Origin of the sequence: Pantoea sp. UBA7232, from assembly GCF_002473195.1 — a bacterium.
GTDB classification, from domain to species: Bacteria; Pseudomonadota; Gammaproteobacteria; order Enterobacterales; family Enterobacteriaceae; genus Pantoea; species Pantoea eucrina.
Genome location: NZ_DKTK01000008.1, coordinates 98,631 through 117,934, shown reverse-complemented (window position 1 = coordinate 117,934; position 19,304 = coordinate 98,631). Strand labels below are relative to the sequence as shown.

The window sequence follows — 19,304 nt, the reverse complement described above, 5'->3', positions numbered from 1 at the left end:
CATCCCTTACGTTAGCGGCAGGCCCGTTAAACACAGGATTCCGGCAATGGCGGATGGAAGCAATACGATTACCGATTTAAGCGCGCTTGCAGCGTGCTACGGCGCGGTGGCGAAACCGTCGCTGACCAAAGTCACCGATCATATTCACCCGGCGTATCGTCCCTTTATCGCCGCCTCACCCTTTGTCGCGCTGGCCACCAGCGGACCGGATGGGCTGGACGTTTCACCCAGAGGCGATCCGGCAGGTTTTGTGCATATTGAGGATGAGCGCACGCTCTTGCTGCCGGACAGACGCGGCAATAACCGTATCGATAGCCTGCGCAACATTTTGCATGATAATCGGGTAGCGCTGCTGTTTCTGATCCCGGGTATCGGGGAGACATTGCGCGTAAACGGAACCGCCACCATAAGCGTCGATCCCGCCTTACTTACCCGCTTCGCGATGAATAATCAGCTGCCAAAAACGGTGTTAACCATCACCGTTGAGAGCGTCTTTTTCCAGTGCAGCCGGGCCATCATTCGCTCCCGGCTCTGGGATCCGGCGACGCAAATTACGCGGGAGGCGCTGCCAAGCACCGGTTCCATACTGAACAGCATTTCGCAGGATATTGACGCCGGCGCCTACGATGCGGCACTCCCTGGTCGCCTGAAAGAGACACTCTATTAATCCGGCCTGATGCCGCACAGCAACCTGCACTCTACAGCCTGCCAGCAGGCTGTTTTCAGTTCCGCAGACTACCGGGTTCTCAGACGGTAAATATCAGCAAAGTAAAGATGGCCTTTACGGGCATACTGCGCCTGCAGGGTAGCTTTTTCGCTTTCGGTGAGTACATCTCCATTGAGCAGGTCATGAATAAAGGCTTCGCGAACGTAAACTTCCATGTACCAGTCGCCGGTATAGCAGTTCTTCCATGCGCCTTTATCGATATCTTTTACCCGGTAAGACGGGTTCACGTGAAAAAAGAAAAAGAAGTTACAGACGGCAAAAATGGCACAGCAGACGACATACTCAATTGTGCCGAAGGAGTCGGAGTAGAGTAAAAGTGCCATGGTCAGCACAAACAGGAAACACATCAGGCCATACAGGCCCGGGTACTGACGGATAAACGATACGTCGAAATAGGGTCGATCGTTGCGTTTTTCCGCGCGGTTGATGCTGTCCAGCTCCTGCTGCAGAAGCGCATTAAGTTGATTGCTCATGTTTTAAACCTTATCTGCCCATAATGATGGAGTTAACGTTTTACTGGCTGTTGTTAGCGTCACGCTGCTAAATCGCCATACCGGAAAAGTGGATGGGATCGGCCAGCATGGCGGCCAGAATTTTCAGGCCCTCTTCACACTGCTGCCGCGACTGAGAACCGCCCAGACAGATGCGCAGCGCGTCAGCAGGAAGATTACCAGTGCAAAACGCGGCACCGGAGACGGCGCTGATCCCTTTTTCACGCAGCTTTGCCGCGATGTCGGAGGCGTTGGCGTTGACCAGACCGGGCAGCGGCAGCCAGAGGTGATAGCCTGCGCTGTCAGCCTGAAACGGATATCCGGTCAGGCAGGCCGCTGCAATCTGCTGGCGGATGCCCGCCTCCTGTCTGATAGCGATCAGCATGCGATCCGCCGTCCCGTCATTGATCCACTGTCGCGCCAGCGCATTAGTGAGCGGGCTGGACATTACCGTCAGCGCCCGCAGCACGCCGGAAAGCAGCTGCGTCATCTGTCTGTCCGGGCCCTTCACAAACGCGATCCGCAATCCGGGGCCAAAGCACTTCGACAGGCCGGTAAGATACCAGGTCAGTTCCGGTATTAATCCGGCAAACGTTGGCACCGGCGCATCGCTGAGCGCCGCATAAGCGTCATCTTCAATGACCGTAATGTTATAGCGCTGACAGCACTCAGCCAGCGCCCGCCGGCGCGCTTCCGGGATCGTCATCGTGGTCGGATTTTGCAGCGTCGGGTTGATATAAAATGCGCCGATCTCGCCGCTGCGACACAGCGCCTCAAACGCCAGCGGATCGGGCCCCTGCGCGTCACAGAGCACCGGCTGCAGCCGCACACCCAGATGACTGGCAATCGCCTTCATGCCAGGGTAAATCAGGCTGCTGACACAGACCGCACCTTTCCTGCGCTTCAGCAGCGTCATGATGCCCATCAGAGCGCTGTGAATGCCCGGACAAACCAGCACGTCGGCCTCGCTCTCTACGTGAAGTTTGCGCCCGATCCAGCGCATCGCTGCTGCTTTATCCTCTGCCGTCCCGCCAAAATCCTGATAGCGCAGCAGACTCAGCATGTCGGTCTGGTTAAAAAGGTTGATGGCTCCTGCGCGCAGCGCTTCCTCAACGGCGGCACCGGCAGGCTCTGTCGGCGCATTCATGGTCATTTCATAAGTGCTGGCAGGCAGAGCTGAAGAGGCTGATGCCCGTGCACGAATAAAGCTGCCGAGTCCGGGGCGTGAGTCAATTAATCCTCTGCGCCGCGCTTCCGCATAACCGCGCGTTACCGTGGTGTAATTCAGACCCAGCGTTTCAGCCAGTTCACGCAGCGGCGGCAGACGGTAGCGTGAAGGCAATTCGCCTGTACTGATGCCCTCTGCAATGAAATCCGCGATGCGCAGATAGGCCGGACGTTGCGTCTGCTGCTGAAGCAGGGCTGCCCAGCGCGTAAAAAGCGGCGTAATCATATTAAATCCTGTCTCAGGACATTACGCAGACAGGTATATCACAGCCATAATCAAGGCGTAACTTGATTGCATGGTTGATTGCATCAGTTTTTCCATTTGACTCACTTTACGTGTTATCTGTACAGCGACGGGACGGGGCAGATTGCCGTAAAAGGAGGCTCTCGCTGCCCGCCGCGGGGAATAAAGCTTTACCGATTAAAGATTGCAGGCGGGTCAGCCGATAACGCTTCTGTGCTGCGTCAGTTTTTGTATCGGGTCAGAGAAACAGCGACGTTTTGCCAAATCAGGCAGGCGTAAAATGATTCTCTGACTATCATCGTTCTTTTACGCGCGTGCAGGATAGCAAGCCGGGCGATCGGGATATCTGCCACAATACGTTTTATGCTCTTTGAGTATCGTCAGAATAAACCAGGTCCAGCTATCATGAGCACAACGATCAAACCTATCTTATCCGCCGTTTGGTCCACCAACGCCCTGGGGATCTGCGTCACCAGCCAGGAGTGCCCTGCCGGCCTGATGCCTGCGCTCAAAGGCGTCACGCTACGGGAGTGGCTGAGCATCGCCCAGGCTGATGAGGATGCAAAAATTGCGCTGCTGCTGACTGCGGCCCTGGAGCGCGTACAGCCTTTTCATATTGAAGTGCCGATCAACTGCCTGGATGGCACCCTGCGCCATGTCATCGTGTCAGGATTGCCGGGCGAGCGGGCGGAAGCGCCACACCTGCAGTACAGCGGTTTCGTACTGGATGTCACCGGACAGCGTAAGGCGCTGGAGGAGGCGCTGCGCACGGCCGCTGAATATCGCCTGCTGATTGAAAACAGCACTGATCTTATCGCTCACTGCGATGCCGAAGGGCGGTATGTCTCAATTTCTCCCTCCTACAGCGAAATGATTGGCTGGTCAGCCGAAGAGATGCTGGGCCAGCGGGTGACGGACTTTCTGCACCCTGACGATCGCGCACCTGCAGCCGCGGTGCTGAGTGCTATTTTCGCCGGGGGGGAGCAGCCGGATGTGGTGGAGGTGCACAAACGTCATCGCAATGGCCACTATATTACGCTTGGCACAAAAGCCTGCGGCGTGACCGATCCCTCCACGGGAAAGAACATCGGTGCGGTACTGGTATCGCGCGATATCACTCGTGACAAAGAGAAAATGCTGCAGCTGGAGCAGCAGGCGATGCGCGATGCGCTGACCGGCCTGCCAAACCGCTCCTGGTTTTATAAGCAGGTTGACGCCCTGCTCGCACAGCAGCAGGAGCAGCGCCTTGTCACGGTGCTGTTTCTCGATCTGAACGGATTTAAAGCCGTTAACGATTCAATGGGCCATGCGGCAGGTGATACGCTGCTGTTACAGATAAGCGAGCGGCTGCAGAGCTGCCTGGCGCCGGATGAGCCGGTTGCCCGACTCGGCGGCGATGAGTTTGTGGTAGCAGCCCGATGCCGCGATCGCCGGGAGGCCTCTGCGCTTGCTGAACGTCTGATTGCCAGCTTCAATGCTCCTTTCAGCATCAGCAGCAGGACGATAAGCATCGGGGCCGCCATCGGCATAAGCCAGGCGCGACCTGCGACATTATCCGCTAAATTACTGATTCAGCAGGCTGACACCGCCATGTACCAGGCAAAAGCCCGCCGTGACGTCGCATACCAGTTTTTCTGCCTGCCCTCGCATCTGTGACGGGTTGCTGGCAGATGCCGCACCATTGACGGTTATTAGGGTACAGTGAATGCGCTATCGCGGTCTGAAACAGAACATTATTGAGCCGTCACATTTTATCCAGCTTAGCCAGGTCACGTTCTATATCAGCATGTCTGCCGCGATCCGCAATCTCGCGGCCAGGACGGGGCGCGGCGTTGAGCGCTTTTTCCAGATACTGTTTGGCCACTTGTTTATTGCCTTGCGCCAGCTGAAAGTCCCCATAAAAATAGTTAGGATCGATGCCTGCCGGATTGATAGCCAGCGCTTTCCTGAACATCGCCTCCGCTTTTTTATTATCGCCAAAACCAATTGGCCAGCCCGGAACCTGGTAATAGAGTGCGCCCAGGCTGGTATAGGCGGACCCCTGTAAAGCGTCCGGGTCAATAGATAACGCCTTTTCCAGATCCGCTTTAGCCTGTTTAACCAGGCTGAGCGCACCCAGGCCGCCTTTTGCGCCCGCCCAGCTGCTGTCGATAATGGCACCCCAGATAAGCAGCGCCGGCTCCTGATCGTGGCCCTGAAGATGATGTGCCTGCTGGCTAAGTGCGCTGAAGCACGCCTGTTTCTGATCTTCCAGCGACCGATACTGGCAGACCGACCAGCCATGCTGAAGGGTGGTCAGCGCTGATTCTGCCGATGCCGCACCCGGTAACGCAAAAAGTGACAGAGGTAATAAGGCAAAAAATGGATTCATCTATTTTATCTCCACAGGAGCATCAGACTGCAAAAAGCGCTTAATCAGCGGCAGTTTTTTTATCAGCGCGCGATCGACAAGGTGAGGCAGAAGGGCATTTATCCGGACAAAAACACGCTCCACTCCCCCCATTCTGGCTCTGCGGCGATCCTGCAGTAACGCCTCAGTAATAAACTGCGCTACTGCTTCGGGTGAATCGCTTTTGTTTCCCAGCGCCTTGTTCATCGCATTTACCGCCGCAGAGTTCAGCCCGGTCTGTGTGGCCCGCGGCGCTGCATAGAGCACTTTTATGCCTGTCGTGCTGAGCTCGCGGCCCAGCGCTTCAGAAAAGCGATGCAGCGCTGCTTTCGATGCACAGTAAACGCTGTATCCCGGATGTCCCAGCTCGCCGAGAATAGATCCGACATTGAGAATGGTGCCCTCTGCGCTGAACTGGTGGATCAGCGCGCGCGTAAGAATCAGCGGAATTTCAACGTTAACGAGCAGCTGCTCACGTACATCCGCAATGCTTTGCTGCTCAAGCAGCGCGAAACGACTGGTTCCGGCATTATTAATCAACACATCCAGGCGGTGGCCGGCATGAAAACAGCGGCTGAGCGACAGAATTTCTTCATCGCTATAATTCTCAACCACAAAAACGGTATGCCGCTCTGGATGCTCCATGCAGAGTCGCAGCCTGTTGAGTTCTGGTTGATTACGTCCTACCAGCCATAGCCGGGCACCCGCCAGCGCCAGCCTCTTTGCCAGCGCCTGACCGATCCCGCCGCTGGCACCGGTCAGCACAATATTTTTGTTAAGCAGCTCCATGCGGCACCTCAGAAAGTGCGTGGAGCATCTCACCATACAGTGCATAAACCATGCGGGCGGTATGCACAATATCCTGCTGATCGCGCTCATCTGTCACTTTATCCATCAGGCTGGCAAAGAACTTCAGGTGTTCCAGATCCAGTGCCCCGTGTGAGCGCAGATAGGTTGTGGCCTCCTCCGGCAAATCGAGTGATTGCTGCAGGGATTCTGCAATCGGCGTGGCGATATTTACGCTGGTTCCTTCAAGTACGTGAACCATGCCAAATATGCAAAGCGGATTAACGCGTTCGATGCGGTAATAGAGATAAGCAAGCATGAGCTCTATTGCCCGCCCTGGCTGCCCCTGACGCACGCATTCAGCGTCACCGCCGCAGGCGCGAATGTCATTCAGGATCCACTCATGGTGGCCATATTCCTCTTCGATATACTCAGCCAGCGCGGCACGCAACCACTCTTTTTCTGCAGGCAGGCGACTGCCGGCACTCATCAGCAGCGGTACCGTATGACTGACGTGATGATAAGCCTGTGTCAGAAAAGCGATATACATGTCACGTGTCACCGCGCCCCGGGCAGTCTGCTCAATGACGACGCTGCTCAGCATCGCTTCCCGCGCCTGTTCTGTTTTGTCCTGCAATTGCTGATAAAAAGCCATTCAGATGTACTCCTCACAGTTCACTATTTGATCTTTCATCGCCGTCCAGATCGCATCACGACGCGGGCGCCCGTTTGCAGTCAGCATTTCGGGTGATGAAATAAGCGGGGTAAAAATAAGATGATGCGGACGCGCGTAATCCGGCAAAGTCGCGGATAAGGCCTCCAGCTGCTCACGCGCTAATGCCTCATTGCCAGCAAAAGCATCCACCAGCGCAACGTTCTGCTTAAGACCTTCGCCAAACATAACGATGCGCCGCACGGCCGGACAGCTGAGCGCTTCAGCTTCAATCCACTCTGGTGAGAAGTTACGGCCAAATGCTGTTATCTGGACGTTGCGCGCCCGACCGGTGATATGGATAAATCCCCCGGCGTCCTGTCCGGCAAGATCGCCGGTATCAATCCATTTCTCAAAGGGGGCATCGCCCAGATAACCCGCGGCGTTACCCGGGCTCGCCACCAGCAGGCTGCCTGTAGCACTGTTTGCCACGTCGATGCCTGGCAAAGGGCAACCTGCACTGCCATCCATCACATGCTCAGGCAGATTCAGTGCTACCACCGACCCACATTCGGAAAGCCCGTAACCCTCATAGACCGGCAGTCCAGCCTGACGTGCTGCACGCAGCACGCCGGCCGCAATTTTTCCACCACCCGCAGCAATAAACTTCAGTGGCTGAGTTGCTGCGGGTAACTGATGATGCACATAGCTCAGCACGCGCAGTAGTTCGGGTACCAGCACCAGACTCTGCGGGTGCCAGCGCATCAGCGCTCCGGCAAATATGTCCGGGCTAAACTGACTTGAACCGGTAAAGCCCACTTCAGCAGCCGCAGGCACAACCGTGGTGACGCCCAGTAACAAAGGCACATATCCTCCGCAAATATTCTCGAGCAGCGTGCTCAGCGGCAGTACGACCAGATGACGGTTCAGAGCCAGGGGCAACATCTGCTTGGCCAGCACTGAAGCGGTCCATTCAACGCCCTTTTGCGTGAGACAGACCCCTTTTGGCTGACCAGTAGTACCTGAGGTATAGGTGATTTTTACCGTGTCCTGATGCAGAGGCGGTGTCTCAGCAGAGCGGCATATATGCAACTGGCCCAGAGAGAAATCTTTAGACCGCCAGCCAGCCGGGCATAGGCTTCCCAGTAAGCCATCCAGACCGGCCGAATGGGCCACCCACGTACGCTGCTGTTGAGAGAAAAACGAGGGCACAGGGACGCAGACGACGCTGGCTTTCAGGCATGCCAGATCGGCTATCAGCCATTCCGGACCATTTTCCAGGGCCAGACCCAGACGGCGGACGCCCGCCTGCTTTAGCTCAGCAGCAAAACGTGACACCGCCTGTTCATAGTCACGCCATGTCCAGCTTCGCTGACTATTAACCAGGGCTGTAGCATCGGGCTGATGCCGGGCATGGCTGGCAAGGGCATCAATTAACATGACGGATCTCCTTCTGCTGCAGGCGCCATGGGGCAACGGGCAGTTCATCAAACAGATTGAGCAGCAGCGAATGTTCAGCCAGTGATTTTTGACCGCTGGTTAGATCACCCGCCATCACCTGAGGCGCGTGCTGATAATAGTCTCCCCAGGCTGCGGGATTTACCGTCAGACGTGTAGGTTCCGCAGCAGTGATGGTTACCGGCTTCAGGTGCAGACGACTGAAAATATTTCGAATTTTCACTGTTCCGGTAAACATGATGTAGCGATAGCGATAATGGTTAAGCAACAGACACACCGCGGCGTACATGACGCGGGCAGCGCTTCCTTCTGTCGCAGCGAAATTGCCAACTTCTACAATGTCTCCGCGCTGTGCATTGCAAAAGCCATGCTGTTGCAGGCTGCTCTCAGCCGGTTTGTCGAGATATTGCTCCAGAAACAGCGCGCCGTGTGATGCAGCTTTCATTCCGCAGGCAGCCAGCAAATTCTCTTCTCCGTCACACAACATCAACACCCACGGCATTAACTCTGTCAGGTGAGCACCAAATTGCTGAAAATAGCCATCACGTATAAATTTAGTGGCGGGATTAATATGCGAGCCACCCGGCACCCATTTCAGGGAGCATACCGGTGCAATTCTCATAATATTATCTTTTACCTGAATGATAAAAATCAGCTGAAGACGATTTATAATGCAAAAATATATGAATCAACCCCATGCAACCATGAGAATAGAGATATATTTCAACAAATGTTGTCAGTAATTTATTCCAGTGAAGAATTAGTTCAGCGTCAGAATAATAAGCGGGAAAATATCTCTCCGCTGCAAGCCAGACACCGCCTGATGAGGCCACCAGCAGCAGAGCAATTACGCCCAATCCTTGCACCGTTGCCGCGAGTCCACCGTTTGACGCAGCGGGAAGCCTCAGGCGTACTATCTGATGTATATCGCGCTCTATTTGATCAAACCTGAAGAAAATCCACGGGTAATACCATTTGATCCCTCTCTGAGTCAGCATCCAGGTCAACAGTATTGCTCCGAGTACCAGCAGCAGTAGCCCGGATATAGCATGCAGCCAGGTAACTAATGCCGGTAATCCCGCGCTGTTCAGCGCTTCTGCTTCAATAAAGTTTGAATTAATTATCTGTCCGGCTATCAGCAGCGCGATAGCGATATGCAGCGCGCGAAAGAATGGCGCGTAACTGTGCGGAAGATAATGCATTATCTTTTTTGTCATACTCAACTCCTGGTCAGGATAGAGTTAAGTATTGCAGTTGAATATTAACTGAACCTTAATATCAGGAGGCGCTAAAAAAAGTGCACGTAATTTTTCCTGGCTAAAAACGCTGTTTAGAAAAACATACCTGTTGAGGCATCTGTAAACAGCGCGTCGTGCCTGCCCGAATTTTTCCAAAGCAAAGAAGAAGACCAGCGGACAAAGGCGGTGCATTCATGGCGATGAGAATGCAGCGCTACTGGCTTGCTTGTACTGGTACAACGTAAACGTATAACGGGTTGCTTCAGGAGGGAGGCCGGATAGCTTACTGGTGTCCTGACCTGGCGGATGCGATCGTCAGGCCGACATCGGTTACCGGACGGACTCCGGGTAAAACAGGGACTGGTTGCCGCCAGACGAGTTATGCGCATGACTCATGCACAGCGCAGTTCCCACTGGTTTACGCATTTGGCTAATCAGTGTGGCTGTGATTTTTCTGAGTGGCAGGTTAATAAGTTATGTTAATAAACGGTGCTTTTATTTTTTTCATTATTTTTAATAACTAACCAGTTATTAAATTTTTTAGATCCGACGAAATAAATTCACGTAAAAGACTTTTATCTTAACTTCTGTTTTATGCTCTAACGAAGCGTAAGCCAGGCTGGACAATGCATTAGTAACGTGATGTTATTGTCTGCGCATTGATTACTTTTATCTGACATTTCCAAAATAAATACGCTCTGCCGATGCCTGAAAGCCGTGTTCTGTTTTCAGGTTTTGCTTTTTTCTCAGCTGAGGAAAATATCGTGTTTAAATTAAATCCTGTACTTCTGGCCCTTATTGCAGCACAAGGTATGATGTTTCCGGTTTTAAATGCATCGGCGGAGATATTTAAGCCCTATACGCCTGAAAACAATGATTATAAAGCGGGTGCATTTTATTTGCGTGGTGGTTCAGTTCGGTCGCTGACCGGACTGCCGCAGTTTACACCGGGCGTGAGTGGCGTAATGCGCACCACGCTGGGTGAGCTGCAGCGCGCGGGCCGGATCGTTACCGATACGCTGACCGGGTAACCCCGTATTAATGTCGGGCAGCAAAATCTGAATATCGTTATTCCCGATCCCGGGAACAACAGCTATAAATCCTTCCGCGTTTATGACAGCTTAGCCTTTACAGATTTACCAGAAATCAATACAGAGACAGAGGCAGAGGACTTTTATGCTGTAAACGATCGGCAATATATAGGTGCCCGCATCGCCTCAGTTACGCGCGGCACGCTTAATATTAATATCGGGCGACCTGACAAAATCGCAGGTTCGGACACAAACCGCTGGTCAATGGCGGCCAGACAAAGCCAGCTTTTTACCACGGCACAGGGCGGCCATCTGAACTGGAACAGTAATAATCGTATTACGTTCACCGCCGTTGAGGCACCTCCTGAAAATAATCAACTGACGCTGAGCAGAGATAGCGTGGTGAGTTATACCGGGACTTTCAGCGTAAATACGCGGGATGGCGGAGTCGCCACGTTCACGGTAGCCTCCCTTACGGAAATAAGGAATTATAATGACTGGTTAATTAATCAGCTGCTGAATGACAATATTACGCAGGAAGAGTATGGCAACGCGTTCAATAAAGCGTTTTCGCTTAATGAAGGCCGCGTGGTTTATCGCACCGGTGCCGGCAACCGCCGCGATGAAGTCAGGCTGCCGGCGGGCGACCGGATGGTGCTTAGTGCGAATGGCCGTGACGCCAGTGTGAAAATTTCTGCAGGGCGTACGGTTGAAGTTATCAACGCCAGCACGGCGATGCAGGCCAGCAACGGCGCGACCGCAACCATTGATGGCAAGCTCGCCGTGACCGCTACCGGCATTGCTGAGAGCAGGGCACTGGCACTTCTCTCAGGCAGTACCGGAATAAATAATGGCACGCTGAACGCCGGCTTCCTGAATAACGCCAGCGGCACGGGCGTCGACCGCAGCACGCTGGGCTATATCGGTAAAGCTGTCGCGGTAAAAAGCGGCAGCCGTGTTACCAATAATGGTGTGATTAATCTTGCCCCCGGCGATGCGCCTGAAGGTCTGGAAAGCAGCGCGATCTGGATTGGTCAGGGCAGTGCGATTAACCGCGGCAGCATCAACGTCGGCGTCACGGATGTGGTTAATAACAGCTCAGCGGCAGGGGTTACGTTAGGCGCTGCAGGGCACTTTATTAACGCGGCACAAGGCACCATCGCCATCGGTCGCTCGCCACAAAACCGCAAAACGGACAGAACGCAGGATGTCGCGGTTACGCTGAGCGGCGGCGTCAGCGCTATTGAACAACGCCATAACAGCAGCGCGATCAATAATGGCCGTATTGTCATCGGTTCCCGCGTGCAGAACGCCGTGGGTATGCGCGTGGAAAATGCACCCTCTGCGCTGACGCTGAATAACGGCGTTACCGATATTAACGGACGGGCACAGCCTCAGCCGCTGGAAAACATCGGCATGCTGGTGCTGAATGCCGGGCAGTTCGGGCGGGTGAGCAACGCAGGAATAATCAATCTTAACGGTGATAACAGTACCGGCCTGAGCAGCGTTTCAGGCCGGCTGCGGCAGGTTTACCGCAGCCGCGCTGTTCAGCGACGGCTCAGGGCCAGACGGGCAGCAAAGGCCAGAAAAATGGCGCCGGTGGTACGATCCATCCAGCGAATGACCTGCTCTTTTCGCAGTATCGTTGCCAGCGGGCGCGTGGCGCTTATCAGTGCCATCGACCAGCTCGTCCCGATCACAATATGGATACCGACCAGAATAAAGGTCCAGAGTACCGGTGAGTGACCCTGCGGAATAAACTGCGGTAAAAAGGAGACATAGAAAATGCCAATCTTAGGGTTGAGTGCATTGCCGAGCACGCCTTTCAAAAACCAGTTTGAGCCTTTTTTAGCGGTATTATCCGCCAGCGCCAGCTGCTTTCTCGGCCGCAGCAGCATGTTAATGCCCAGCCAGCTCAGGTAGAGCGCGCCACAAAACTTCAGGATGTCGTAAGCCAGTTCTGACACTGCGATGAGCGCCCCCAGCCCGAACGCCACGGCGGCTCCCCAGACCAGACAGCCGGTGCTGATACCCAGCGCCGCGTGAACCGCCTGTTTTCGTCCCTCAACCGTTGCCGTTCTCAATACCAGCGCGGTATCCAGGCCCGGCGTCAGAGTCAGTAACAGCGCGGCAAAGCTGAATGCCAGCAGCGCATCCATTATGGTCATCATATCTCTCCTTCAGGCAACAGGTTGTTCTGGTCGCAGGCATCCATCTGAGGCAAACCTTTACTCAGGCTAATCCGGGCTGCTGAGCAACGGACGAGTGCAGCAGCAGCTTTTCGGCCGACGGGCGAACGGCTTATACAGCATATAGCGTTTACGATAAACGCTCAATTATCGCCAAAGAGCAACACGCACCTGCTGCGTTACCCGACCCGGAAAAATAAATATCATCCTGGCAACGGCCGTCATACAGAAATAAATATCAGATGCAGCGATCTGCTGTGAAAAAGTAGAAATGCTGCCTGTGATAATAAAACCGGCGGGTGGTTTGAAGGCAGTATATATATATTTACGCGCGGCGACGCCTGCCGCTGGCTATAACGTGCGGCCGCTTCGCAGGAAGCGCTCGCGCTACCGTGAATCGCCCGGCAGGCCGTTGTATTCAGGAAGAAAGTGGCCGTTTCGACATCACGCACGTATCACCGGACCGGACAGCCGGCTGCGGGTAAAAGCTGTCTGCCCGCATAATTAAAAAATCTCCTGAAAGAACGTTGCTTTATTTTTATTCTGAACTATCTGTTTATAGGGATATCCGGTTATTTTTTATTTCACGAGGACTAATGTATGAAACGTAAAATAATGGTCGCTGCTGCTCTGTTTCTGGGAACACTTGCCTCTGGCTCTGTTTTAGCCGCGCAGGAGATCACTAAAGAACAGGCCAGCCAGTATCAGGAAGTGGGCAAGATAAGCTCGATGAAAGAGCAGACTGCGCCTTCAGATGCCAAAGCCGATCTCTCCAAAAAGGCAGATGAACTGGGCGGTAAATACTACGTCATCACCTCTGCAAAAGAGGGTTCAAAGATGTCAGCTACCGCTACCGTCTATAAATAACAGCGGGTCTGTTGTATGCAAACGGCAGGCTATGGATGGCCTGCCTGAATGGCACCGCGATCTCTCCCGTAATCATCGCTGATCACCTCCTGCACTCTGCCTTTCTCTGAATCGGTATGACCTAAACCACCGCTATTTCCGGGTTTTAACTCCCTATATCACTGAATATTATGATTTTTACATAAAGTTACATTTGCAATGGAATCTTTTAGAGAATTGCTAAAGCAAATGATTATCATTGTCTTTCTCAGGTGAGGCGGACCTCTGCCTGCCTGCGCTGAACGGATAAATATAAAAACAGCGCATCACTGCTTAACCTAATACCAATGTTTAAGAGAGAGTTTATGGCTTTTTGTAGCAGGGAATCAGGGTTCAATAACCTCTTCAGCATCTCATTACTGGCACTGACCGTGCATTCCCTTCTCACTCCCGCCCGGGCGGCAGAGGAGGATGCGCAGGAGATGATCGTCAGCACTGATTCGGCCGATAACAGTGCGCTCAGTAACCAGAACTATGCGGTGCAGACCACCCGTGCGGGCACTAAGCTGATGCTGACACCGCGCGATGTACCGCAGTCTCTTAGCGTCGTGACACAGCAGCGCATGCAGGATCAGGATTTGCAGTCGGTTAATGATGTATTAACCAACGTTACCGGCATATCCACTAATCTTGTCGACAGTGAACGCTCTGAGTACTATTCGCGCGGCTTCAAAGTCAGCAATTTTACGTTTGATGGTATTCCGGCTTTAGTCAACGACGCATGGAATTATGGCGATGCGGCTTCCGACTCCGCTATTTATGACCGCATTGAGATCGTGCGCGGTGCAACCGGCCTGATGACCGGCGCAGGCAGCCCGGCGGCTTCAATCAACATGGTGCGCAAACATGCCGACAGCAAAATCGCCACCGGAACGCTGAGTGCCAGCTATGGCAGCTGGAATAAGCAGCGTTATGTGGCCGATCTCTCTTCTCCGCTGAACGGGGATGGCAGCCTGCGTGGCCGCATTGTGAGCGGCTACACTGACCAGCAGAGCTGGCTGGATCGCTATCAGAAGACCAAAAAGTTTATCTACGGCGTCATTGATGCCGATCTCTCTGAAAGCACCACCGTGTCACTGGGATATGACTACGAAGATAACAACACCGGCAACCCAACCTGGGGCGGTTTGCCGATGTTTTATAGTAACAATGCCACCACCCATTACGATCGCAGCCTGAATTCAGCAGCCAACTGGGCGCGGTATAATACCAACTCCCGTAAAGTCTTTGCCGATATTGAACATAACTTTGATAACGGCTGGAATGTTCATGTTAACGGCACGCACGCTGAAAACACATTCAGCGATAAGCTGCTCTATGTGATGGGCAATCCCGATCGGGAGAGCGGTGAGGGTACGACCGGCTACGGCAGTATGGATCGCGGCAAACGTAAACTGGACTCTGTCGATGGCTTCGCCAGCGGCCCGTTTGAGCTGGCTGGTCGTCAGCATCTGTTAATGGCGGGTGCCAGTTACAGCCGGCAGCACAATGCAACGTATAGCCAGGATGGTTTCAGCGATGCAGAAGCGCGTGAGATCACGGCAGCCGATATGGGTATTTTTGATAACCACTGGAGCGGTAATGTAGCGGAGCCGGCGTGGCAGGGCTGGTATCGCAACGCCAATGACACGGTGCGGCAGAAATCCGTTTACAGTGCAGCACGTCTGTCGCTGGCCGATCCGCTGTCACTGATTGTTGGCGCGCGCTATACCCAGTGGAGCACCACCGGCAGCAGCGGAGAGGTGACTAAAAATAACACCACGCCTTATGCAGGGCTGGTGTATGACATCAACGATACCTGGTCCGCCTATGGCAGTTACACTGCTATTTTCCTGCCGCAGACTTATCGCGATACCCGAGGCGGCTACCTGTCACCCGTAACCGGAAAAAGCTACGAAACCGGGCTGAAATCTGCCTGGAACGATGGCCTGCTCACCGCCACCGTGGCGATATTCCGTATCGAAGAGGATGATGTCGGTCAGGCGCTTGATGGTGTCTACCTGAATGGCAGCGAGCAGGCTTATGTCGCCGCTAAAGGTGCCGTGAGTAAAGGCGCCGAGTTTGAACTGAATGGTGCACTGACTGATAATCTGCAACTGACATTTGGTGCCACCCGCTATGTTGCGCGTGACAAAAGTGGCCGCTTTAACAGTTACCAGCCGCAGACCTCCTTTAAGCTATTCACCCGTTATCAGCTGGCCGCTATTCCTGACCTGACTATTGGCGGCGGCGTTAACTGGCAGAATCGGGTATTTAAGGATGTGACCAACGCCAGCGGTGAGAGCGTACGGGTGTATCAGGGCAGCTATCCGCTGGCATCGCTGTTTGCGCGCTATCAGGTGAATAAACAGGTTGCGGTACAGGCCAACCTCGATAATCTCTTTGATCGCCACTACTACAGCTATATGAACAGTTACGTCTATGGTGAGCCACGAAATATGAACGTCAGCGTTTCCTGGCAGTTCTGACAGATCGAATAGTCGATATTCACATTCAGGCATGCAACACGCTGACATGCCTGAATGCTTCCACTATTACCCGCCCGCTTCTCTTCTTTCTGCACGCTCAAACCGCTCATCTATACTGATTATTCCAGCAGGCATGCTGCTGGCAGTATAGATCCCAACACTCAGATAATGTGACCATGTAAATGTGCTTGTTAAATAGCGCGTTCCTGCCTTATATCCCGGCGGAGCGTAAGAGCAAATAGATCTCTCACTATCCGGAAAACCAATAATGAAAATAACGCGTTTTGTTTATTCTGCCCTGATTGGCGTGGTCGCCAGTTGCCGTTCAATGACGCCGATGGCGGCTCTTGCTGCGGCACGTCTTGCGAAGCGCAATACGTCAGGCGCTCTGCTGCTGCTGGATCGGCCGCTCTTTAAATATGGTGCGTTAGCGATGGGAGCAGGGGAGCTGTATGGCGACAAAATGAAATCAGCACCGGACCGCACTGTGTTTCCTGGCCTCTCGGCGCGCGTGGCCAGTGCCGGGATTGCCGGTGCCGCGCTGGCACCTCGTGGCGAAGAGAAGACCGGGGCCGCGGTAGCTATTTCTGCCGCGGTGCCACTGGCTTATGCCACGCTTGCAGCCCGCAAAAAGGCGATAACAAAAATCGGACAGACCCGAAGCGGCCTGATTGAAGATACGCTGGTTGTCGCTCTTGGAGCCGCCGTGGTCTTCTTTGCCACGCGTTCTGACCGTCACTAAACGCCTTCCCCAGCCTGACAGAACAGGAAGTTTGTGATGGGGGTGGGGCAGGTTATTTATCTTTTGCCCGTTCTGATTGGTGTTGCCTTAGTTAACAACCGGGTGTCATCCCTGACAGTTTCTCCGGCCGGTACGCGTCGGACGCGCCCGTTATGAGGTTGGCTTATCTTCGTCGTCTTCCGGCCGGGGCCGGGCAACGGTTAGTGATGTTTTCCGTCGTCGTCCGGGTCTGCTTTCATCTTTAAGTGCAGCCCAGCCTTGTCGCGCATATCAGTTTGAGAGAAACCATTGAGCCAGTGTCTGGCTTTTCTGATTTTTTCCGCCCTGACCGCGTTAGTGGCGTTACCAGCCATCAAATCCAGCTCCGCCGTCAGGGTTCGCTGGTTAATGTCCTGTCCCGCCATTGCAAGGTTGAGTGCTGCCTCTCCGATGACAGGTTTCTCCTGATCGTCGTCGTGATCAAACACTGAATACACCTCCTGATACGAGTCAATGACAACCTCACCGGTAACTGTAGTTCCAAAATGGATACGATGCCTGCCCGAACACGCGATCGCTTAAGGCTGCAGGCCTGATAAGTATCTTTCACGTCGCTTAAAAGCCGCACTGCTTAAGCGTTGTTTACTCTGCGGTAGTTTTGAACACTAAGAGAGGCTTATGACGTCCGCTATGAGCGAAAAGCGGGCCTTTAATTATGAAGCCTTATAAGCACCCTTGCCGATTGATGGATTCCGCCTGTTCTGTAAATAAAACCAGATCGATGAATTAAAGTAACCGTAGCTTTTAGCCAGGCTCATCGCTAATTTTCTGTTGTCATCAAAACTTAGGGTTGATTTGCACCTCAACCATAAGGACGAAGTATGTCAGATAAGAAACGTATAGCCATTACCGGTGCGTCAGGGAAAATTGGCAGGGTCACAGTAGAGTGGCTTGAAAAAGCAGGGTATGACCTGTTCCTCATTGATAAGAAAGAACCGTCAACCAGCAAACATCCGGCGATGATTGCGGATTTAGAGGATTTTGGTGCAACACTTGACGCCCTTTCCTCCGTCGGGGAAGACATCTATTCACGACCCGAACCTGCAGCTTTTGATGCTCTGGTTCACCTCGCCAGTATCCCCCATCCCCGGATGATCCCCGACTCTGACGAGTTCAGAAACAATATGCTGGCCACTTTCAACGTATTTGAAGCATCCAGGCGTCTGGGGATTAAAAATATCATCTGGTCATCGAGCGAGGTTCTTACCGGCGTGCCTTACGATCGGTGGGCGCCCCCATATGTGCCGATTGATGAACACTACCCGGCACGGGGGATTAGCATTTACGCGCTGACGAAAGTGCTGGGTGAGGAAATGGCCCGTCAGTTCTGCCTTAATAACGCTGATATGCGCATTACCTGTCTCCGGCTTTCTAATGTTATGGGGCCGGATGAATACGCCCGGTTTGAAAGCTGGCAGGACGATCCGGCCGTCAGGTTATGGAATATGTGGACCTACGTTGACGTTCGTGACGTTGCCCAGGCGATTGAAAAAGCTCTCGAATATGACGTCAGGGGCAAAGATGAGTTCTTTATTACCAGTGATGTCACCTGCATGCGAATCCCCACAAAGGAACTTCTCGACCATTACTACCCTGAAGTTGAGCAGCGTAAACAATTTGCAGGCAATGAATCGGTGCTGAGCAGCGAAAAGGCAATGCGCATCCTGGGTTATCAACCGGCTTACCGCTGGACCGACAGTATCTGATGATCCCTTTGTTACCGGCCTGTACAGGGCCGGGTAAACCGTCTCAACAGGAGAATGATATGAGTGAGAAAAAACTGGCTCTCATAACCGGCGCAAGTAACGGTATTGGCCTGGCGCTTGCGGAAGAATTTGCGGCTAACGGATACGATCTTGCCATCGTGGCCCGGGATGATAAAAAGCTATCAGCTACACGCGAACATCTGCAAAAACACTTTTCAGTTAGCGTACACTCATTCAGTGCTGACCTTAGTGAGTATGATCAGATAATCGGCCTGCAGACCAGAATAGATGCGGCCGGTTTAAACCCCAGCGCGCTGGTTATCAACGCCGGCCAAGGCCTACTGCCTTGAAGACAGGGTTCGTGACCACATTCGTGACGGCAGCCTGAGGATTGTGCTCCCGGAATGGGCACCCGTTGAAGAGCCTATGTATCTTTACTATCCCGGTCACCGGCGGGTTCCACAAGGGCTGAAGGAGCTGATTGCGGTGCTGAGAGAAGAGATAAAAAATGAAAAGAGAGTAGCTGATAAATAATCTGATTTATTGCTATGGGTAAGTCCGCTCCTGGTACGAAGCGGTCATTAGTATCAAAAAACTGATGGCCCCCTCCGGCTCTTCGGCGTTGCCGGATCTTCAGCCTCACCCCCGCTAACCGGCTCTGCCCGATCCCTCCGGAGTTAGGGTCTGCGCCTGACTTTTTTGAGGGCTTTATTGGTTATCTGGCATCGAAAGCGCCGCGTTTACTGACTCACTGGATGCGTTCTCACTCTAAAGACTGGACGGGGGGATACCGGGAGTATTTTTCCATCAGCAACGGCGCCTGTTTTGTCGTGCCGGGATTTGAGGGCAAAAAACACTTTCACATCCTGTCCAGGGGCTTTAGCGCGGAAAAGTCGGCCGGGGCTGCAGGGTCAGCACCATGTTGTTCGTACCGAAATGTCTGGACGTGGCCTGAATCATTGCGACGCGGGCAGCAAGTTGCCCGCTATATCCGCAGTCAAATGTGCATGT

18 protein-coding genes are annotated in these 19,304 nt (G+C 53.4%); 8 read left to right on the top strand and 10 right to left on the bottom strand.

All coding sequences use genetic code 11. The features are described 5' to 3' along the window. The first annotated feature begins 46 nt into the window (after positions 1-46). A complete protein-coding gene (locus B4056_RS08455) occupies positions 47-667 on the top strand; it encodes a pyridoxamine 5'-phosphate oxidase family protein (RefSeq protein WP_071668140.1) in 621 nt (206 codons plus the stop codon). A 68-nt stretch (positions 668-735) separates the two neighbouring features. Here B4056_RS08455 and B4056_RS08450 read toward each other — a convergent pair whose 3' ends face one another. Further along, positions 736-1,200: a YlaC family protein gene (locus B4056_RS08450; RefSeq protein ID WP_040113832.1), complete on the bottom strand. Its 465-nt coding sequence runs from the start codon at positions 1,198-1,200 to the stop codon at positions 736-738. A 67-nt stretch (positions 1,201-1,267) separates the two neighbouring features. Beyond that, complete coding sequence (locus B4056_RS08445) at positions 1,268-2,671, bottom strand: PLP-dependent aminotransferase family protein (protein WP_113655274.1); 1,404 nt, start codon at positions 2,669-2,671, stop codon at positions 1,268-1,270. A gap of 423 nt (positions 2,672-3,094) precedes the next feature. On the opposite strand from B4056_RS08445, the gene B4056_RS08440 reads away from it, so the two are divergent. After that, positions 3,095-4,345, top strand: a complete 1,251-nt coding sequence (locus tag B4056_RS08440; protein WP_288654401.1) for a sensor domain-containing diguanylate cyclase — start codon at positions 3,095-3,097, stop codon at positions 4,343-4,345. An 88-nt stretch (positions 4,346-4,433) separates the two neighbouring features. On the opposite strand, the gene B4056_RS08435 is transcribed toward B4056_RS08440, so the two are convergent. From B4056_RS08435 to B4056_RS08410, 6 genes are read right to left on the bottom strand one after another with little or no spacing between them, the layout of a single operon-like run. Next, positions 4,434-5,060, bottom strand: coding sequence for a tetratricopeptide repeat protein (locus B4056_RS08435; protein ID WP_150034867.1), 627 nt, complete (start codon positions 5,058-5,060; stop codon positions 4,434-4,436). Beyond that, a complete protein-coding gene (locus B4056_RS08430; protein ID WP_288654399.1) occupies positions 5,061-5,867 on the bottom strand; it encodes an SDR family oxidoreductase in 807 nt (268 codons plus the stop codon). Next, entirely contained in the window at positions 5,854-6,519 is a 666-nt protein-coding gene (locus tag B4056_RS08425; protein WP_288654397.1) for a TenA family transcriptional regulator, read from the bottom strand. Before B4056_RS08425 ends, B4056_RS08430 begins: the two co-directional genes overlap by 14 nt. Continuing rightward, on the bottom strand, positions 6,520-7,956 hold the full coding sequence (locus tag B4056_RS08420) for an AMP-binding protein (RefSeq protein WP_094110813.1): 1,437 nt from the start codon (positions 7,954-7,956) through the stop codon (positions 6,520-6,522). Further along, a complete protein-coding gene (locus B4056_RS08415) occupies positions 7,946-8,596 on the bottom strand; it encodes a thermostable hemolysin (protein ID WP_094110814.1) in 651 nt (216 codons plus the stop codon). The genes B4056_RS08420 and B4056_RS08415 overlap by 11 nt, the downstream gene beginning before the upstream one ends. A 4-nt stretch (positions 8,597-8,600) precedes the next feature. After that, positions 8,601-9,191, bottom strand: a complete 591-nt coding sequence (locus B4056_RS08410; protein ID WP_288654393.1) for a cytochrome b/b6 domain-containing protein — start codon at positions 9,189-9,191, stop codon at positions 8,601-8,603. A 725-nt stretch (positions 9,192-9,916) separates the two neighbouring features. Between B4056_RS08410 and B4056_RS08405 the strand changes: the two genes are divergently transcribed. Next, positions 9,917-10,243, top strand: a complete 327-nt coding sequence (locus B4056_RS08405; protein ID WP_094110816.1) for a hypothetical protein — start codon at positions 9,917-9,919, stop codon at positions 10,241-10,243. A 1,547-nt stretch (positions 10,244-11,790) separates the two neighbouring features. Here the strand turns inward: B4056_RS08405 and B4056_RS08400 are convergent. Further along, complete coding sequence (locus B4056_RS08400) at positions 11,791-12,411, bottom strand: LysE family translocator (RefSeq protein ID WP_113655345.1); 621 nt, start codon at positions 12,409-12,411, stop codon at positions 11,791-11,793. A gap of 621 nt (positions 12,412-13,032) precedes the next feature. Between B4056_RS08400 and B4056_RS08395 the strand changes: the two genes are divergently transcribed. From B4056_RS08395 to B4056_RS08385, 3 genes are all read left to right on the top strand, one after another. Beyond that, positions 13,033-13,299, top strand: coding sequence for a YdgH/BhsA/McbA-like domain containing protein (locus B4056_RS08395; protein WP_071668142.1), 267 nt, complete (start codon positions 13,033-13,035; stop codon positions 13,297-13,299). A gap of 344 nt (positions 13,300-13,643) precedes the next feature. Next, the gene (fhuE, locus tag B4056_RS08390; RefSeq protein ID WP_108569787.1) at positions 13,644-15,806 is read left to right on the top strand and encodes a ferric-rhodotorulic acid/ferric-coprogen receptor FhuE; all 2,163 of its coding nucleotides are present in this window, start codon (positions 13,644-13,646) and stop codon (positions 15,804-15,806) included. 268 nt (positions 15,807-16,074) lie between these two features. After that, complete coding sequence (locus B4056_RS08385; RefSeq protein ID WP_094110818.1) at positions 16,075-16,548, top strand: hypothetical protein; 474 nt, start codon at positions 16,075-16,077, stop codon at positions 16,546-16,548. A 200-nt stretch (positions 16,549-16,748) separates the two neighbouring features. Here B4056_RS08385 and B4056_RS08380 read toward each other — a convergent pair whose 3' ends face one another. Continuing rightward, a complete protein-coding gene (locus B4056_RS08380; protein ID WP_071668145.1) occupies positions 16,749-17,015 on the bottom strand; it encodes a hypothetical protein in 267 nt (88 codons plus the stop codon). 393 nt (positions 17,016-17,408) lie between these two features. On the opposite strand from B4056_RS08380, the gene B4056_RS08375 reads away from it, so the two are divergent. Further along, positions 17,409-18,293: an NAD-dependent epimerase/dehydratase family protein gene (locus tag B4056_RS08375; protein WP_288654391.1), complete on the top strand. Its 885-nt coding sequence runs from the start codon at positions 17,409-17,411 to the stop codon at positions 18,291-18,293. A gap of 59 nt (positions 18,294-18,352) precedes the next feature. Next, on the top strand, positions 18,353-18,643 hold the full coding sequence (locus B4056_RS08370) for an SDR family NAD(P)-dependent oxidoreductase (RefSeq protein ID WP_223811787.1): 291 nt from the start codon (positions 18,353-18,355) through the stop codon (positions 18,641-18,643). The last annotated feature ends 661 nt before the right edge of the window (positions 18,644-19,304 follow it).

What these genes read in the sequence shown, in the direction of transcription:
- B4056_RS08455 (WP_071668140.1), top strand. Translation starts at nt 47, where the DNA reads ATGGCGGATGGAAGCAATACGATTACCGATTTAAGCGCGCTTGCAGCG.
- B4056_RS08450 (WP_040113832.1), bottom strand. Translation starts at nt 1,200, where the DNA reads ATGAGCAATCAACTTAATGCGCTTCTGCAGCAGGAGCTGGACAGCATC.
- B4056_RS08445 (WP_113655274.1), bottom strand. Translation starts at nt 2,671, where the DNA reads ATGATTACGCCGCTTTTTACGCGCTGGGCAGCCCTGCTTCAGCAGCAG.
- B4056_RS08440 (WP_288654401.1), top strand. Translation starts at nt 3,095, where the DNA reads ATGAGCACAACGATCAAACCTATCTTATCCGCCGTTTGGTCCACCAAC.
- B4056_RS08435 (WP_150034867.1), bottom strand. Translation starts at nt 5,060, where the DNA reads ATGAATCCATTTTTTGCCTTATTACCTCTGTCACTTTTTGCGTTACCG.
- B4056_RS08430 (WP_288654399.1), bottom strand. Translation starts at nt 5,867, where the DNA reads ATGGAGCTGCTTAACAAAAATATTGTGCTGACCGGTGCCAGCGGCGGG.
- B4056_RS08425 (WP_288654397.1), bottom strand. Translation starts at nt 6,519, where the DNA reads ATGGCTTTTTATCAGCAATTGCAGGACAAAACAGAACAGGCGCGGGAA.
- B4056_RS08420 (WP_094110813.1), bottom strand. Translation starts at nt 7,956, where the DNA reads ATGTTAATTGATGCCCTTGCCAGCCATGCCCGGCATCAGCCCGATGCT.
- B4056_RS08415 (WP_094110814.1), bottom strand. Translation starts at nt 8,596, where the DNA reads ATGAGAATTGCACCGGTATGCTCCCTGAAATGGGTGCCGGGTGGCTCG.
- B4056_RS08410 (WP_288654393.1), bottom strand. Translation starts at nt 9,191, where the DNA reads ATGACAAAAAAGATAATGCATTATCTTCCGCACAGTTACGCGCCATTC.
- B4056_RS08405 (WP_094110816.1), top strand. Translation starts at nt 9,917, where the DNA reads ATGCCTGAAAGCCGTGTTCTGTTTTCAGGTTTTGCTTTTTTCTCAGCT.
- B4056_RS08400 (WP_113655345.1), bottom strand. Translation starts at nt 12,411, where the DNA reads ATGACCATAATGGATGCGCTGCTGGCATTCAGCTTTGCCGCGCTGTTA.
- B4056_RS08395 (WP_071668142.1), top strand. Translation starts at nt 13,033, where the DNA reads ATGAAACGTAAAATAATGGTCGCTGCTGCTCTGTTTCTGGGAACACTT.
- fhuE (WP_108569787.1), top strand. Translation starts at nt 13,644, where the DNA reads ATGGCTTTTTGTAGCAGGGAATCAGGGTTCAATAACCTCTTCAGCATC.
- B4056_RS08385 (WP_094110818.1), top strand. Translation starts at nt 16,075, where the DNA reads ATGAAAATAACGCGTTTTGTTTATTCTGCCCTGATTGGCGTGGTCGCC.
- B4056_RS08375 (WP_288654391.1), top strand. Translation starts at nt 17,409, where the DNA reads ATGTCAGATAAGAAACGTATAGCCATTACCGGTGCGTCAGGGAAAATT.
- B4056_RS08370 (WP_223811787.1), top strand. Translation starts at nt 18,353, where the DNA reads ATGAGTGAGAAAAAACTGGCTCTCATAACCGGCGCAAGTAACGGTATT.